Origin of the sequence: Thiocystis violacea (assembly GCF_016583565.1) — a bacterium.
GTDB lineage: Bacteria > Pseudomonadota > Gammaproteobacteria > Chromatiales > Chromatiaceae > Thiorhodococcus > Thiorhodococcus violaceus_A.
This window is the reverse complement of sequence record NZ_NRRF01000006.1, coordinates 97,211-114,060: the sequence shown is the minus strand read 5'-3', so window position 1 is coordinate 114,060 and position 16,850 is coordinate 97,211. Positions and strand designations below refer to the sequence as shown.

General features: G+C 61.9%; 13 protein-coding genes and 1 pseudogene. 5 read left to right on the top strand and 9 right to left on the bottom strand.

Translation table 11 applies throughout. From position 1 onward, the window contains the following. The first annotated feature begins 749 nt into the window (after positions 1–749). The 5 genes and pseudogenes from CKO23_RS04340 to CKO23_RS04320 all read left to right on the top strand — a co-directional run. A complete protein-coding gene (locus tag CKO23_RS04340; protein WP_207168422.1) occupies positions 750–4,322 on the top strand; it encodes a glycosyltransferase in 3,573 nt (1,190 codons plus the stop codon). Next, on the top strand, positions 4,322–5,209 hold the full coding sequence (locus CKO23_RS04335; protein WP_200328530.1) for a sulfotransferase: 888 nt from the start codon (positions 4,322–4,324) through the stop codon (positions 5,207–5,209). Before CKO23_RS04340 ends, CKO23_RS04335 begins: the two co-directional genes overlap by 1 nt. 282 nt (positions 5,210–5,491) lie before the next feature. Then, complete coding sequence (locus CKO23_RS04330; RefSeq protein WP_200328529.1) at positions 5,492–6,166, top strand: sulfotransferase family 2 domain-containing protein; 675 nt, start codon at positions 5,492–5,494, stop codon at positions 6,164–6,166. 15 nt (positions 6,167–6,181) lie between these two features. Next, on the top strand, positions 6,182–7,219 hold the full coding sequence (locus CKO23_RS04325; RefSeq protein ID WP_200328528.1) for a hypothetical protein: 1,038 nt from the start codon (positions 6,182–6,184) through the stop codon (positions 7,217–7,219). A 277-nt stretch (positions 7,220–7,496) separates the two neighbouring features. Beyond that, positions 7,497–8,009: pseudogene (locus CKO23_RS04320) on the top strand (transposase); the annotation flags it as partial. Between the two features lie 901 nt (positions 8,010–8,910). Here CKO23_RS04320 and CKO23_RS04315 read toward each other — a convergent pair. The 9 genes from CKO23_RS04315 to CKO23_RS04275 all read right to left on the bottom strand — a co-directional run bounded on the left by CKO23_RS04315 (position 8,911) and on the right by CKO23_RS04275 (position 16,790). Beyond that, a complete protein-coding gene (locus CKO23_RS04315; RefSeq protein ID WP_200328527.1) occupies positions 8,911–9,147 on the bottom strand; it encodes a thioredoxin family protein in 237 nt (78 codons plus the stop codon). Positions 9,148–9,156: 9 nt separating this feature from the next. Further along, entirely contained in the window at positions 9,157–10,110 is a 954-nt protein-coding gene (locus tag CKO23_RS04310) for a permease (protein ID WP_200328526.1), read from the bottom strand. Beyond that, on the bottom strand, positions 10,103–11,191 hold the full coding sequence (arsB, locus tag CKO23_RS04305) for an ACR3 family arsenite efflux transporter (RefSeq protein WP_200328525.1): 1,089 nt from the start codon (positions 11,189–11,191) through the stop codon (positions 10,103–10,105). Before arsB ends, CKO23_RS04310 begins: the two co-directional genes overlap by 8 nt. Before the next feature lie 3 nt (positions 11,192–11,194). Further along, positions 11,195–11,629, bottom strand: coding sequence for an arsenate reductase ArsC (locus CKO23_RS04300; protein WP_200328524.1), 435 nt, complete (start codon positions 11,627–11,629; stop codon positions 11,195–11,197). A gap of 24 nt (positions 11,630–11,653) precedes the next feature. Beyond that, positions 11,654–12,601, bottom strand: a complete 948-nt coding sequence (locus CKO23_RS04295) for an MBL fold metallo-hydrolase (RefSeq protein ID WP_200328523.1) — start codon at positions 12,599–12,601, stop codon at positions 11,654–11,656. 62 nt (positions 12,602–12,663) lie between these two features. Continuing rightward, positions 12,664–13,017 (bottom strand): metalloregulator ArsR/SmtB family transcription factor, encoded by a 354-nt coding sequence (locus CKO23_RS04290; protein WP_200328522.1) that lies wholly within the window; start codon positions 13,015–13,017, stop codon positions 12,664–12,666. A gap of 185 nt (positions 13,018–13,202) precedes the next feature. Then, positions 13,203–14,678 (bottom strand): hypothetical protein, encoded by a 1,476-nt coding sequence (locus tag CKO23_RS04285; RefSeq protein ID WP_200328521.1) that lies wholly within the window; start codon positions 14,676–14,678, stop codon positions 13,203–13,205. 10 nt (positions 14,679–14,688) lie between these two features. Continuing rightward, a complete protein-coding gene (locus CKO23_RS04280; protein WP_200328520.1) occupies positions 14,689–15,621 on the bottom strand; it encodes a DUF6384 family protein in 933 nt (310 codons plus the stop codon). Beyond that, positions 15,618–16,790 carry a cell surface protein gene (locus tag CKO23_RS04275; RefSeq protein WP_200328519.1) on the bottom strand — a complete coding sequence of 391 codons (1,173 nt, stop codon included), beginning with the start codon at positions 16,788–16,790 and terminating at the stop codon, positions 15,618–15,620. The genes CKO23_RS04280 and CKO23_RS04275 overlap by 4 nt, the downstream gene beginning before the upstream one ends. Between the last annotated feature and the right edge of the window lie 60 nt (positions 16,791–16,850).

Here is a 16,850-nt window from a genome sequence, read left to right as displayed (position 1 = left end):
GGGTATTTGCGTTGACGCAGCCGCATCCTGCCCCTCTGACAGCCGTCACCCCTGAGTGCGCGCGCGCCGACAGAACAATGCCGAAATTTAGAAGAATGCTCGGAGATAAACCGGTGACCTCATCACAGTCTTGCGATGGCGTTGGTCTGGCGAGGGAGGGGGGATCGGGCCGTTCTCCAAGGCCAGGTGGTGGTCTGAGCGACGCCTCGGCGCGACCAACGCCGGCGCTTGGGTTGTTGTCAGTTCAGGTTCCCGACCCTCGGCGTTGCGCACCGGAGGGAAGTGACGTATCGTCCACAGCCGCTTTTACGGGAGAGGTTCTGGCATCGGCCACGAGCCCGGTGCGGCGGCGGCCATGTCCTCGCGCCGTCTCAACGACGGCAGCCAGCCCTGACGAGACGCTTGCAGAGCCAGCCGGCGTCAAGCTTCACCGCAGATTCGCCCGCAACCGGTATGAATTTCGATGATGGGGCAGCGATGTGGCGATCACACTGAATCGATCTGACCGCAATTCTTCCGCACTGCCCCCTGTCGTGTAACCTCTTCCGCAACTCCCTGGAGAGCAAGTGGGTAGCAGATCTCTTTATCCGAGCGCTCAACGTTTGGGCAGTGCCCTCCGCCTCGGTCGACGCAGGCCGGTGAAGGGGTATGCGGAACGGATCGAGCCGCGGGTCATCGCTGGCTGGGCCTTCGATCAAAACCGGCGCCCTGTGCGACTCGAAGTGCAGATCAAGCAAGAGCGCTTCGAGTTGAAGCCCACTTGGAGCGAGCGCGCGGATGTGGCTGCGGAGCACGGCCAGGATTTTCTGTATTGCGGGTTCAGCTGTGAGCCGTCGCCGCTTCTCATCGGTGCCCTCAAAGCCGCCATCGAGACCGGGCAGGCGGTTCGGATACTGGCCAACGACGTCGAGCTGAAGTCGCCCAAGTTCCTCGGCATGCCGAGCGCCGCGCGGGCTTTGTCCGGTGGAGCGTCCAGTTACGCAGACCCTGATGGTGATCTGCTGCGACCCGCCGACGTCCTCGCGCAATTGGCCCCCAAAGGGGCAACCGATGCATTGGTCGTCAAGGGCGCGCCTGCAACGGACGCAGACACCCTGGCAGCTGCCGCCTTGACGGCGGCATTCGACCGCTTCGTCATGCTGGTGCGTCAACAGTGCGAACTCGGCGCCTACGAGCGCGCGATTGCACTCTTGGACAGTCCTGAGTGCCTTGAGCATGTCCCGTCGCCCAACCTCGAGGTCACACTCCTGAGGCTCACGGCTCTGATCGCGACCCGCCAGTGGAGTGCCGTCGATCCAGAGCAGGTCATTGCGGCGTTCCTGTGGGATTTCCACGCGTCCCAGCTCGACGGGCGTCCTGCGCAACGAGGTGGCTCGGTCGAGTCGATTCTGCTCGAGCTGTACCGTCATCTGGCGACCTGCCTCGCCGCGGACGATCTGGGCGATGCGCACGCCAAGGGCATCCTGACCTCGCTCGCGCTTCCGCTTGCCCATTGGACCCATCGGTTGACTCAGAACGCTTACCTTGCGCTCGATTTCCTGGAGTTGCTCGATCCTGGCGCGCGAACGGTGTCACCGCGCGAGCGATTGTTCGCGGTGCGGCTCTATCGGTCGACGGGGCGTAACGCCAAGGCGTTGGCGCTGCTTGCCGAGCATCGCGCCGAGCAGGATGACGCCTGGTATCTGTGGCACGAGCTGGGTGTTCTGCTGCGACTGCATATCCATGACAATGCGGGTCTCTCCAGGTCTCAGGCGGGGGCGGCCATCGCCGCATTCACACGCGCGGAACGGCTCAATCCGCAGCAGGCGTTGAGTCGCCGAGAAGGCTGGGGGCTTTTGCGCGAATGCTTCGACAACCTGGTGTCGGTCAGCCGTCGACTCGTCGACTCGGGTGATCTGAGGGAGGGGATTCGGCGGCGCCAGGAGGGGCTCTCCAAACTCGTGGAGTTGTCGTGCGAATTGCAGGGGTTTCATCCCGGCGTGTCGGATCCTCTCCGCGACTCATGGGTGGCGCTTGGCCATCGCAAGATCCTGCTCTGGGGCTCGCGTGATCTTTACCAGTGCCATTACTACCGTGTGCGGGAGAAGATTGACCAGGCCGGAGCACTCGGGTTGGAAACCGACTATCTGGACCTCTCCGAGCTGCCCTTTGTCGATTGGCGGCGGCGCTTGATGGGCGCGAGCCTGCTTTATGCGTGTCGCGTGCCGGTCACGATGACGGAATTGCAGGTCTTCGCCTACGCGAAGTCCCTCGGAATTCCGATCATTTACGACATCGATGACCTCATCTTCGACCCCGAGCTGTTTCCGCCACCATTGGAAACCTACGCCGGGACCATCGACCGTGCCTTGCACCAGCACCTGAGTCTGGATAATCCCTTCTTTGGCACGGCCTTCGGCTTTGCGGATCACTGCAGCGTGTCGACGCAGCCGCTTGCGGACGAAGTCAAGCGATACCTGCGGCCCGAGGCGGACGTGTCCGTGCTCCCCAATCTCCTGAGTGAGGAAGTCTTTGAACGCGCTCGGAAATCCGCCCGCAAGAAACGCGCGAATCGGCCGGGGCAGGAGATCAGGCTCTTCTATGGGAGTGCCACCAAGGCACACAAGCTCGCCTTCTACGACCTCTTTCTGCCTGCCGCGTTGGAGTTGCTGAGGGCCTATCCCGCGCTGAAACTCTATCTAGTGGGCTATTTCGACAACCTCCCATCGGCTTTCGTCGCGGCTGGACGCATTCAGCTCCTAGATCCGACCCCCGACTATCTGAGCTACCTCGACCTCGTTCAGGGGGCGGACATCAACGTCGCCGTGCTCGAGCCTTCGCGGGTCACCGATGCAAAGAGTGAAATCAAGTGGTTGGAGGCAGCTGCCTTCGGCATACCCTCGGTGGTCTCGCCGACCGCGGCCTACCGGCAAGCCCTGGTCGAGGGCGAGACAGTCCTTTTCGCGGAGACCGTCGAGGACTGGCAGCGACAGCTCGAACGGCTGATCCAAGACAGGGATCTGCGCACCCGCATCGGGCGGGCGGCACGGGATGCCGCCTTCGCACGCTTCAGCCCGGCCGTCGGCGAACGTCAGCTCGGCAAGATCCTCAAGCCCTATCTGCCTGCCAAGAAGGCGCGCGCGAAAAAACGCATTCTCTTGGTCAACGTCTACTTCGCCCCTCAGTCGATTGGTGGCGCCACGCGGGTCATGGAAACCCAGGTTCGTGGCTTGATGGAGCACTACGCTGATGAATACGAGGTCTTCGTCCTGACGACCCAGGCCGACCATGATCCCGCTCGCCCCTACCATGTCGATCAATACTGGTACGAGGGCGTGTTAGTCACGCGTCTCGAGGTGCCGTCGCGAGACTGGGCGACACATGAGGATGGCAAGATTCAGGCGTTTTGCGAGGAGTTCTTCCGTTCCTATGAGTTCGACCTCATCCACTTGCACAGTATCCAAATGCTTACCGCATCGGTCGCGGTTGCGGCGCTGGCATGCAATATTCCCTACGTTGTGACCTTGCATGACGCCTGGTGGCTGTCCCCGTATCTCTTCCTCGTCGACGAATCCGGCGCACTGGTGGACCATACCGACCCCATGAGCGGAGGCGTATCGCGACCGAAAGGCGACTCCGCGCACCAGCGGCTAACCCGTGCCGGCGTGCTGCAGCGACTGCTGAAGAGCGCGGCAGCCGTCCTCGCCGTGTCGGAGACCTTTGCGGCCCTCTATCGCGAGGCTGGGGTGAGCAACGTCCGAGTCCATGAAAATGTCTCCGAGCCGTTGAAGGCAGTCGAGACTGCGCCGCGCACAGATGATCGAATCGTTCTCGGTTATGTTGGCGGTATTAGTCGGCACAAGGGGTATCATCTGCTCCGGGATGCGATCACTGAGGGCGACTTCCCTCAGTTTCGTCTTCTCGTCGTTGATCATGCACTCAACCCGGGCGAATCCTATGCGACACATTGGGGTCGCACCGAAGTCTGCTTCATCCCCAAGGTGGAACAGTCTCGTGTCGCCGAACTCTATGCACAGATTGACGTCTTGATCGCGCCGTCGATTTGGCCGGAAAGCTACGGGCTCGTCACCCGAGAAGCGCTAAAGGCTGGGTTGTGGGTGATTGCCTCCAATCGCGGGGCTATCGGAGACTGCATTGAAGATGATGTGAGCGGAAATCTGTTTGAGCCAAGTGATGCACAGTCCTTCCAGCGAGTGCTCCTGCGTCTACCGCAAGCCTTGGCGGGCAGACGGCCGCCCCGTCTCTTGGTCCCGGAATTGCGCGGAAATGCTCGAGATCCCTACGTGTGCAGCCTAGTTGATGTTTATCGCGAGAGCCACTGATGAGTCTTGACTATAGGAACTACCGTTTCGTTATTGGAATTGGCTCTCAGCGCGCAGGGTCAACGCTGCTCCACAGTCTGCTGGACAAGGCGTCAAACGTGTTTATGCATCCTGTGAAGGAGCTTCACTATTTCGACACCTTGAATGGTTATCGGTCAAGTGATGCGTTGAAGCAGTTCTCGGAGCGCCAGCTGGCAAGAGAAATCGATCATATCGTGACGGCGCCAGATACGTCGTTTACGAGGAACAAGAGATATCGCTGCTATCTCCGCACCAACAAGATTCTGAGTCGTGTCGAGGTTAACGAAGTAGATTACCTCGATCTGTTCCGCCCGAATCTAGCGGAGTATAAGCTGCTTGGTGAAGTGACACCAGAGTACATGTTGCTTGACTCGGATGCCATAGCGCGAATGCGGGACATCGTTGGGGAGTCGGCTGCCATCGTGATGATCTGCCGCAATCCCGTGAAGCGAATTCTGTCCGCTGTGAAGCTTATGAGCTCATACAATAACCTTCAGTTCGATGACGCGTCGGCAGGGCGCTGGCTTAGCGATATGTTGAGTCGAGATTCTTCGTGGCTGAAAGCTCAAGACGGTTATAACGACTATGAAGCGGCTATCGAGCGGTTTTCCAGATTCTTCTCACGATTTATTGCGGTGAGTTATGATGACCTGGTAGCTGATCCAGGATCAACTGCTGATGCCTTGTCAAGAGCACTTGAAATTCGTATTTCGACTCATGATTTTGTAGAAGGCGCTAGGAAAGTCACTAATTCCTTGGGAGTGGATTTCTCGTTTGGTGAAGGTACGATAGCGGCCCTAAGTGATCGCTATGCGGACGCTGAACGGTTTTTGAGAGACTATTTCGGGGTGCCGCTGCATTGTTAGAGCTGCGGTAAAAATGTCCAATATTTTGACTGCTTTTCGGTCGATTTCGGGAAGTCGAGACTCTGCCGTGAACGCTGAAATTTGCTCCAGCCCTTTTAGGGTGCAGAGATACAACATTCAAAATCAGCAAGTTGCGGAGTCTGCACGAGCCAGGAGAACGGCAATCGCGCCCCATTGACAGTCTAGGCTACTGAAAATTAGGGCGATTTTTCCGAACACGCCGCGGAACCTTAAAAGGGCTGGTTCGACGGGTTGCGCCCGGATCTAAACAGGAAGCAGTAAGTGCCAATCTTTCAAAACTTCAATTTGCTTTTCGTTCATATACCGAGATCCGGAGGAACCTCCATAAACCGGTTCTTTTACAATATGGGGGCGTTTCCTTACAAGAAACCAGACAGGAACCCTGATTATCACAGTCTATACGGTCTTGATTCGAAAGAACGCAAACTCATCGAGCTCGATCATTTAACGTTCGAGATGATCAAGCAATACACTCCTTATCATCGGCTCTCGAGACTCCAGAAGTTCTGCGTAGTCAGAAACCCATATGACCGATTCTTGTCCGAATACAATCGCCAGAAAAAAGAGAAGGATAAACGCATTTTTTCAAACATAGAAGATCTGAGCCTTGAAGCATACTCAGAGGCGGTATTCGCGCTTTTTGCGAGTCGGAAGATATTTGAACTAAGCCACTTTTCCCAATGCCACCTGATACCACAGTACGAATACATCCGAGACGGCTTCGGGATCGCGCGAGACCTAAGAATACTACGATTCGAGACGCTTGATGAGGGCTTTCAACGCCTCTTGGGCGACCTCGGAGTTCAGTCTGACCACCCTCTTCCGAAGCTCAATTTCACATCCAAGCAAACAAACATCGCCAAAGTGCCATTAGTGGAGCAAGCCGTAAGGGCTCTGTACGCGCAGGACTATGTTTTTCTTGGCTTTGAGGAGTAATCAATGAGGGTCGCCGTGATTGAATACTGGCCCGTGCACGAGGAAATACTGCCCTCGCATATCTACTCCCTAAATGCGTTGGGCGTGAAACCAGATGTCTTTCTCAACTCTGACTCAATCACCATCAAAGGTGACTTGTTCTCCCTCTACAATCAACTGGAATTAAATCTTATCGCTTACCCTTTTAAGGGTATTGCAAAATGGAAAGCTCTTGCAAACCGGATAAATGAAGAAAAATACGATCTAGTCATAGTCAACAGCTTCCAGACAGGCGGTAGCGACTGGGCTTTAAGCCTAGAGGCTCATAAGCTTTGCTTGGTTCACAGTGTCCTCGAATTCTACAATAACAGGAAGACATTCGAATCTGCCGTCGAGCGCGACGATGTCTCGCTCATGTGCCTAGGGGCAGCCAGCACGACAACGCTGCAGAACATTATTTCTCACGCTTGCAAACGACGCAAGGAAATTCATAGTATTTATGCCGCTATATTCCCAGATAACCAAACAAGTCTTGATAGACGAGTATGCCCAACTACATGCAAAGGTACGCGGATAGCGATAGTCGGTGGAATTAACTACAAGAACAGAAACTTCAGTCACTTATTTCAACTTGCCGCGAGCCACCGCGATGTCGTATTCGATGTTGTCTCTGGCGGTCAAGACTTCGGAAAGCTGCAAGCCGAAGTAAGAGAAAACGCATTGACCGGCCAGTTCCGTTTTCTTTCGAACGATGGATCGCGAACATCGTACAAGGACATGTTCGCGGCGGTACAGGGTAGCGACTATCTGATCACAGGGTTCAAGAGTCCGTGTAGATACCACGAATTCTCAATATCATCAGTAATTAATTACGCAATAGGATTCCGAAAGCCATTGGTACAGGACCCGATTACTAAGATGCTATATGAGATCCCCGGACCGATCGTGCATCGGGGCTTAGAAGAAATTCTGGATCTTAAGGAAGAGGACTACTCTCAAGCATTAGTTGCGCGGTTGGAGCAAGCAAAGTCGTCTTCCGTCCAAGCGTATCAAAGAGTTCTTGCGAAGTGTTGAGTTGAAAGGAAATGTATTCCCAGGGTCGTGCGCCGGCGTCCGCTTTGTACTATCGGTCCATATCCATTCGCTTTTGCGCATTCCTGACCTCTGATTGCGCGATTTTCTTGTTAGCGGCAGCGGCGAGAAGTGTCGCTTATAATTAGGCTCTCCAGGATTTCATGGGGAATCACAAGTCATTTTAAAACAATTGCTTAGAGCGGATTTTAGCGTACACGCCAATTCCAAAATATAGTCGAGCGATTCTATTTTAAGTTTTTGATTGTCCGAAGTACATGGCTTTGCGTACCTGGTGGCCATCATTGACTGGTACGCGCGCCGGGTGCTGGCCTGGCGCCTATCCAACACCTTGGAGGCGGGGTTCTGCGTGGACTGTCTGGAAGAGGCGCTACGGGCTCACGGGCGCCCCGAGATCTTCAATACCGACCAAGGGTCACAGTTCACCAGCGCGGCGTTCACGGGAGTGCTCCTGCGCGAAGGGATCGCCATCAGCATGGATGGACGCGGGCGGGCATTGGACAACATCTTCGTCGAGCGCCTGTGGCGCAGCGTCAAGTATGAAGATATCTACCTCAAGGGCTACGCCAGCTTGCCCGAGCTGCTCCTGGGGTTGACTGAGTATTTCGCCTTCTACAACGGAGAACGCCCCCACCAATCCCTGGGGTACCTCACGCCTGATGCGGTCTACCGATCGGGAAACGGGGGTGGGGCCAAGATCGTCGATCGCTTCGGCGAGGCAACACTGGGGCAGCGCCAAACCGCTGCGATTGAGGGGGCCAGTACAACTTAAATTCGAGGGAAAACTGTCCTGGACATGGGGTCCACTTTAGACGCCCTCGGTCATTCGCGAGGCGATGACCTCGGTGCGCACCCTGGATGTCGAGCAGTGGGTCAAAACGCATCTCGGCGACTCCATGCTGGCCAAGCGACGGCAGGCGTTCAGGCCGTCTGCGGTCGACATGAAAACTGCATGAAAGAATGACGGGGGATTGAACATCCTAGTCGGGCGGTCACCTTTGATCGAGGATTCAAGGCGAAGGCAGGCAGTCATGTTATCGCGCGAACTGGCCAGCTGACGTGCAGCGCCGCTGGCAATTGAATTGTTGGGTGTGGGTCTGATCATCTGGCGCTGAGGCGGGACGTGGCGCAGCCGGTGGCTGTGTTGGGGGGCAGATGCTTGGGGCCGGCGATCTCCAAGACCCGCCCCCCGATTGTTCCTATCCCGAACTCGACGATCTCGACGATCTGAGTCCGATGGTCCAGGGTCGGTCTCGCATCGCTGCACAAAGTAAGTAAGAGCTTCATACAACTGCATGATTTGCGACAAGTCCTGCTCGCAAGACAGCACGCGGAGACGCGAAGATGCGCGCAGGTCACGTTCATCCAGCTAGCCGGATACGTGCGGCCGGAGCCCCGCCGATCTGCTGCCGTGCCAGTGCCTGGGAGCCGGCCCGCTCCCCGCTCCCCTCGGCATCGCGGGCCGCGACGGCAAGCCGGCTCGCGGCGCGGTGCATGGCGCTGCCGTGTGATGGTCTCAAGCGCCACCAGGTGGTCGCGCATGTTCGCCAGCATGTGGGCCTGCATCCTTGGCGACCGCTCGACCCGTTAGCGGCTATCCTCGGCCTGCGCTCGCAGTGCCGCAACACTGGTGAACAGCGCGAAGACCAGCATCGGCTCCCCTTAACGCCAGCTCACTCGCGCACCCACGCCCGGATCTGATCCGGTCCCGGGATGCTCCCCGCGTGGACCACCTTGCCGTCCAGCACCACGCCGGGCGTGGACATGACGCCGAAGCCGAGGATCTCGGCCATGTCCGTCACCTTCACAAGCTCGATCTCCACGCCCGCCTCCCTGGCCGCCTGCGTGATCGCATTGGCGGTGACTTCACAGTTGCGGCAGCCGCCGCCCAACACTTTGAATTTCTTCATCGAGATACCTCAAGTAATCAGATTGAAACCCCAGCCGACCAGGGTGAAGGCGACCGCCAGCACCCCGGCGAACAGGGCCAGCGCCTGCCAGCGGATGACCTTGCGCAGGATGAGCATCTCGGGCAGCGACAGGGCGGCGACACTCATCATCAGGGCCAGGGTCGTGCCGACCGCCACCCCTTTGCCCAGCATCGCCTCCGCCACAGGGATGATGCCGGTGGCGTTCGAATAGAGCGGAATTCCCAGCAGCACAGCGGCTGGGACCGTATACCAGTCATCGCCGCCCAGGTGAGCGGTCACCCAGCCGGCCGGGACGAAGCCATGGAAGAGCGCGCCGACGCCGACCCCGATCAGCACCCAGAGCCAGATGCGGCCGACGATCTCTCTGACTTCGCCGACCGCGTAACGATGGCGGCCCATCAAGCTCTTATCCGGCTCGATCATCGCCGCCTCGCCCATGTGGATCTTCCAGACATAGTCCTCGACCCAGCGCTCGGGGCGGAACGCCTGCATGGCGATGCCGCCGAACCAGGCGACCAGGAGCCCGGCGGCGACGTAGAGCGCGGCGAGCTTCCAGCCCAGGACGCCGACCAGGATGACGGCGGCGACCTCATTGATCATCGGACTCGCGATCAGGAAGGAGAAGGTCACGCCCAGCGGGATGCCCGCCTCGACGAAACCGATGAAGAGCGGCACCGAGGAGCAGGAGCAGAAGGGCGTCACGGCGCCCAGGGTGACGGCCATGCCGCGCGCCTGCCAGTCCGGGCGGTCGCGGACGAAGGCGCGCACCCGCTCGGGCGAGAGCATGGCGCGCAACAGTCCCATCACATAGATGACGAGCACCAGGAGCACGAAGATCTTCACCACGTCCATGACGAAGAAGTGGATGGCCGCGCCGAGATGGGATTCTGGGCTCAGCCGCAGAACCTGGAAGGCGACCAGACGAGCGAAGGCATCAAACATGAGCGGCGACCGCGCGGCCCTCCTCGTACCAGCCCTTGGTGCGATTCACGACCCGCACCACCAGCAGCATCACCGGCACTTCGATGAGCACGCCGACCACCGTCGCCAGGGCCGCGCCGGACTCGAACCCGAAGAGCGAGATGGCCGCGGCGACCGCCAGCTCGAAGAAGTTGGAGGCGCCGATCAGCGCGGACGGACAGGCGACGCTGTGCTTCTCACCCACCTTGCGGTTGAGCCAATAGGCCAGTGCGGAGTTGAAAAAGACCTGGATGAGGATGGGTACGGCCAGGAGCAGGATGATCAGCGGCTGCTCCAGGATCGCCTTGCCCTGGAAGGCGAAGAGCAAGACCAGGGTCGCGAGCAGGGCCAGGATCGAGGCATGCCCCAGGGTCTCCAGGGTGGCGTCGAAACGATCCTGACCCTTTTGCAGGAGTCGGCTGCGCCAGACCTGGGCGATGATCACCGGGATGAGGATATAGAGCACCACGGACGTCAGCAGCGTCTCCCAGGGCACGACGATGGACGAGAGCCCGAGCAGCAGCCCGACGATGGGCGCGAAGGCGAAGACCATGATGCTGTCGTTGAGCGCGACCTGCGACAGGGTGAAATAGGGATCCCCGCCCGTCAGGCGGCTCCAGACGAAGACCATGGCGGTGCAGGGCGCGGCGGCAAGCAGAATGAGCCCGGCCACGTAGCTGTCCAGCTGCTCGGCCGGGAGCCAGGGCGCGAAGAGGCCGCGAATGAAGAGCCAGGCCAGCAGGGCCATGGAAAAGGGCTTCACGGCCCAGTTGACGAAGAGGGTGACGCCGATGCCCTTCCAGTGCGAGCGCACCTGGTGCAGGGCGCCGAAGTCGACCTTCATCAGCATGGGGATGATCATCACCCAGATCAGCAGCCCGACGGGGAGGTTGACCTGGGCGATCTCCAGCCGCCCGAGCAACTGGAAAGGTGCCGGAAACCATTGGCCGAGTCCGATGCCGACCAGGATGCAAAGCCCGACCCAGAGCGTCAGCCAGCGCTCGAAGACGCTCATGGGCGCCCCGGCGGCCTCTTTGATGGCGATCTCGCACTGAACCGACATGGGCTACTCCGCCGCTGCCGCGTGCAGACCAAGCGCCTGCGCAACGGCAGGCACCAACCGTGCGCGGATGTCGTCACGCACGCGGATGAAGGACTCCAACGGCTCGCCGTGCGGATCGTGGAACGCGAGATGGATCTGCTGGATCGGGCGCGGAAACACGGGGCAGCTCTCCTTGGCGTTGTCGCAGACGGTCACCACCAGATCGATCGGCGTGTCGATCAAGGTGTCGATGTCTTTCGGGTAGAGCCCATCGGTCGGCAGCCCGGCGTCCCGCAGCGCCGCGATGGCGCCGTCCGCCACCTTGGGCTGAGGACGGGTTCCGGCGGAGCGCGCGCGGACCTGTCCGGCCAGGTCGTGATTGAGAAGGACCTCGGCCATCTGCGAGCGGCAGGAGTTGCCGGTGCAGAGGACCAGGACGGTCTTTGGCTCGGTCGTCATGGGTGCGTCCTTTGGCGTTGAGAGTCAGTTGCCGCCGCGCTCGAAGTCGAGATAGGCGCGGTTGATGTTCTGGCGGTGCAGGCTGTCGAAGTTCTCCAGGCCACTGAACTGGGGCGCGTCCGCCAGCCGGGCGACGACCTCGTCCAACGGTTCCCAATCCGCCCGAGCCGTGCCGACCTGCTCGACCAGCCAGTCCAGATAGTCCCCGGTGTCGCGCTGGGCCTTGGCGAGATCGCCGACGCTGCCGTGTCCGGGCACCAGGACATCCGGCTTCAGGGCCTCCATCCGGTGAAAGGCCGCGCGCCAGCTCGCCACGCGGCTGCTCGGCAGCACGCCGAGCAGGCGGTCGTTGTAGACCAGATCGCCGGCGAACAGGACCCGCTGCGCCGGCAGCCAGACCACGGCATCGCCAGGGAAGTGGGCGTCGCCGAGATCCAGCAGCTCGATGCGGACGCCGCCCAGGTCCAGGCGCGCCTGATCGCCCGCCAAGGGTGCGCTGGCCGTCACGGGCTCGGTCCCCGCCAGCCGCTCGCCGAGGACGGCGCTCAGATTGGCCAGATGCTGGTCGCCGTAGGTCTTCTGGGTCGCGGCCGTGCGGCTCAAGGCGATGATCTCGGCGCCCTGCTCGGCGAAATAGCCGTTACCCAGCCAGCGGTGGTCCTGGCTGCCGGTATTGATGACCCATTTCACCGGCCGGTCGGTCACCGCGCGGATGGCCGCCGCGATTCGCTTGGCGCCCTCGCGCGAGGCGCCCGAGTCGATCAGCACCACACCCTGATCGGTCACGACGAATCCGAGGTTGCAGTTGAGTGCATCGTTCTCCGCGGTGCGCGCGCCGGTCGAGCCGATCAGGGCGTAGACGTCGGTCGCAACCCGAACCCTCGTCAGCGCGTCAGCCCAGGCCGCCGTCATACCGACGAGCAGCCAGAGCGCGGCCGAGGAACGGAGAAATCGCTGAATGGAAGGGGTCATGCTCGTCTCCCGCGGGTGAGCCCAGGCATCTGCTCGGGGAAGAAAGGTCGCGCCGCCCGACGTCAGGCGCAGCGCGACGCCGACGGCCGATTGGCCATGTTCGACAAGGCCTGCTCGTCATCCGTGAAGGGCGCTTGATCCGCCACCCCGGCGGCCGTTTCCCGCAGCACGCCCTGAATCCAGGCCGGCAGCGCGGGACGGATGCGGTAGTAAACCCAAAGACCCTCGCGCCGGTCCGAGACCAGCTCAAGCTCGCGCAGCTGTGCCAGGTGGCGCGAGACATGGGGCTGGACAGCACCTGTCGCATGGGTCAGCTCGCAGACGCACAGCTCCTCATGGCGCAGCAGCAGCACCAGACAGCGCAGACGGATGTCATGGGCAAGGGCGGCGAAGAGGGTGGTTGGCGTAAGCGGCATGCCGCAAATATATGCGCGGCTGTATATATCGTCAACCGTATATAGATCTGGGCTCGCCGAAGCCCGACGAGCACACCTGATTGGTCAGCAACAGGCCCATCACACAGAATGTCAGCCACCCGCGCTTGCTGCGAGTCAACCGGCGCTACCCGGTGCCGGTTCAGTGGCTGGCGGAGGAAGGCAGCTCAAAAGCCGCCGCCGGTGCGAAAGCCGCCGCTTCCGCGAGATCCGCCGCTTGGACCCCGTCCGCCGCCGCCCCCGCGGCTGCGACCCAGGCCGCCGGAGACGATGTCTCCGAGATTGCCGAGGTCTCCAAGCCCGCCGCCCCAGACGCTGCCGCGCCCGAAGCCGCCGGAGCCGAAACCGGGGTCGCTGCGTGGCGGCCGATAGCGCTGCTGCTCCTGCAGCACCCTCCAGAGCCCGTTGCGGTCGAGCATGCCGTTGAGGAAGTTGCCGAGCATGAGGGCGACCAGGCCGCCGTCCTGGAAGGTGGAGCCGGGGCGGTCGTAGCCGCTGCGCTTGAGGTCGACGCGCAGGGATTCGAGTTCGCTCAGGCGCGCGCGCTGCTGCCCCAGGCTGTCGCCGAGTCCTTGCGCGGATGCCTGGAGTCGACGGCGCTCGTCCTCGCGCGCGAGCAGGCGGCTGACGATGAGGTCGTCGTCCGGAAAGGGGGTGAGCATGGCTTCGCGCCGCAGCGCCATGAGGTCCTCGCGTTCAAGCTCGGCGGCCAGGTAGTCAACGGCCTGCTTGGTGTGTGCATCCTCCCCGGCGGCGAAGGCGGCCTTTTCCGAGACCAGCGTTTGGCGCCGCGCCTCGGCGGCCTCGATGCGGGCGTCGATGGCGCTCAGGGCCTGCTGCTCCTGTTCGAGCGCGGCCTCCAGCGTCGGGATGCCGTCCGCCTCCCGCGCCGCCGTGTCCAGCGCCTTAAGTGTCTCGAAGGCCGCATCGGCCGCCCGCTTGAGCGACTCCGCATGCGTGCGCAGCCGCTCGGGGATTTCGTTCAGGCGTGCGTAGTTCGCGCGCGCGTCCGCGAAGCCGATCAGGCGGGCGACCTTGGCGTCGAGCCAGCGGTAGAGGGGGTTGGCCTTGTAGGTCGAGGTGCCATGGCCGCGCTCCCAGAGATAGATGAAGAGGGGATCCTCGCGGTAGGAGGCGCCCTTGTGGTCTTTCTCGTGCGCGCTTTCGGCGGCCTTTTCACTGGCGTGCAGGGCGGTGCGCTCCGCCTCTTTGGCGAGCTGGCGCTGGTGCTGATAGACGGGGTCCGCGTCCAGTCTGGCTTGCGTGCTGGCCTCGGCCGTGTCCACGGCCTCGGCCGCGCGCTCGACCCGGTCGGCTTGCGCCTTGCGCGCCGCCTCTAGCTGATTGCGCTCCTCGTCGGCGGCCTGGATGCGTGCCGCACTGGCTGTGACGGCCGCGTCGCGTGCCCTCAGCAATGCCATCACCTGCTGCTCGGCCTGGTCGATGTGGCGCACCAGCTCGCCCGCCGCGAGCAGATCCACGCGGGTGCGGGCGAGGGCGCGATAGTCCTCGGCATCCGCGCGCTGCAGCTCCAGCTGGGTCGTGCCCGCTGCTTCGATGCGCTGTTCTAGCTCATTCAGCTTGCGGCGCTCGGCGTCCACTGCCTGGTCGATCGAGGCCAGGGTTTGTCGTCCCGAGATCATGTCAGCTCCCTTACCAGTGGGTGATGGCGCCGCCCGTGGTGCGCATCGCGTAGTTGGGCGTGAGGGTGCCGCGTGGCTTGTCGCCGAAGCGGTTCCGCTGGATGATGCCGTCGTCCTGCTTGTCGCGGGCGACTTGGTCGAAGGTCTGCTTGTCGACCCGCAGCCCCCAGGTCGTCACGGACTCCGTCTTGCCCGTTTCCTCATTGGTGACCGGCACCTCGACCAGGCGTCCGGTGGGATCGACGGCCTCGACGATGATGTAGTAATTCCGCGCCTGGGTGTTGATGTCCGGTATCCGCCAGACGCCCGTTCGCTCATCTGGGCGGTTCAGGATGCGGAGGCGATATTCCTGACTCAGACTGGTGCGCAAGGTTTCGATGGATTCCAGTGCCTGGCGCGCGGCGTCCGCATCGCCGGACGCTGCGGCGGTCCTGCCGGTGTCGAGCAGGCGCTGGGCAAGCGCGCGGGCATCGTCCGACTTGGCCAAGGCGACTGTTTCCGTGTAGACATCCGCGAGACGTTGCGGCAGGGCCGCATCCGGTGCCACGAAGACGACGTAGTTGATGGCCCAGGCCGCCATGAGCGCACTGACGCCGCCGAGCAGCCATTTGCCCCAGCGGCCGCGGCCGACGTAGAGGCGCGCAAGCCGCACGGCCACACCGGCGGACGGCGGCCGATAGACGAAGCGGTCTTCCTTGAGTGCCGCGACGCCCTCCGCGAGGATGTGGTCCGGGACCTCGATGCCCTGCGCCTGGTAGATCTTGTGCAGCCGCGCCTTGAGGTCCGCCTCGCGGCCCGCGGCGTCCAGCTCGCGGCTGACCAGGCGCTCGCGTCTGCGCAGGGTGTCGACCACGTCCATGGCGAGCATGACGTCGTCCAAGGGCGGTCTCCCGCCCGCGTCCGTCTCGCCCCCTGTCTTGGCCTCGGCGGTCGCGGCGCTCATGGGGCGGCCGCGCTCAGACCCTTGCCGTCCTCCGCGAGCCGGGCCAGCTTGCGCTTGCCCTCTTCGACGGCGTTGCGGATCTCCGTCGCGTTGGCGGTGCTCTGCACGCGCATCTCCTCGATGATCTCGTGCGAGCGGGTCTGCCAATTGACGACCGAATCGACCAGCTTCTTGACCGCATCGGCACGCACCGTCGGCCCATAGCCGGCCCTGACGGCGGCCTCCTGGACCTTGCCGCCGATGTCGGCGAGGACTTCGAGCGACTGGCTCACGCCTTCCTTCATGGCCTCCACGGTCTGAGTGCCCTCGTGCAGCCCGAACATGCCGGTGAAGGAGGCCGTCAGCGCGGTCAGCACCACCTCGTTGGTGCTGAAGAAGCTGACCGCCTGCGCGTAGACGCGCTCCTTGGCGTTGGTGGTTTGCAGGAGGCGCGCCATGACCACCTCGGAGGTGTTGTAGGCGATGGTCAGGTTGTCCGAGAGGTCCTTGGCGATCTGGTAGCGTTTCTCTTCGGTCTGCAGGGCGCGGACCTTCTCGTCGCGTGCCAGCTCCAGCCGGGCGCGCTCGGCGGGCTCCTGGCCCTGAAAGCCCTCGACGGCGTCCATGGCGGTCTTAACCTCGGCCTTGGCGGCATCGAGCCGCCCCTCGGCGGTCTTGAGCACCTCGAGCCCCAGCACCTCGGACTCCTTCAGCGCCCCGCGGAAGTCCTGATAGGCCTCCAGGATCTTGTGCTCGCGCTGGATCTGGTCGCTGGTCGCCGCGGTGACGTCGAGATAGGTCTCCTTGATGGTGTCGAAACGCGCGGAGATGTCGCCCCGGGTGACCTTCATCCAGACATTGCCCAGGCGCTCGAAGGTGTCGATCTTGCCGTCCTCGACCTGATCCACCATGGTCTTGGCGTCGTCGCGGATGCTGTTGAAGGCGTTGGTGATGTCTTCATAGCGCTCACCGATCTCCATGGCCTGGATCTGCTCGCGCACCACGTCGTTGAATAAGGACGACTGGCTCAGCGTGCGCGCGATGGCGGCGATGCGGCCCTCGTCCAGCTCGGAGATCTGATCCAGCAGGGCGATGATGGGCGCGCGCTCGCCGCCCTCCTCGGGCACCAGGCCCAGATCGTGCAGCTGGGTCATGGCTTTGTCGAGATACTGCATGGGCTTGGCGGTCATGGTCTGTCCTCGGTGATGGTCCCGGTTGGATCTGTGGTGGCTGTCTGGCAGGTGAGGGCG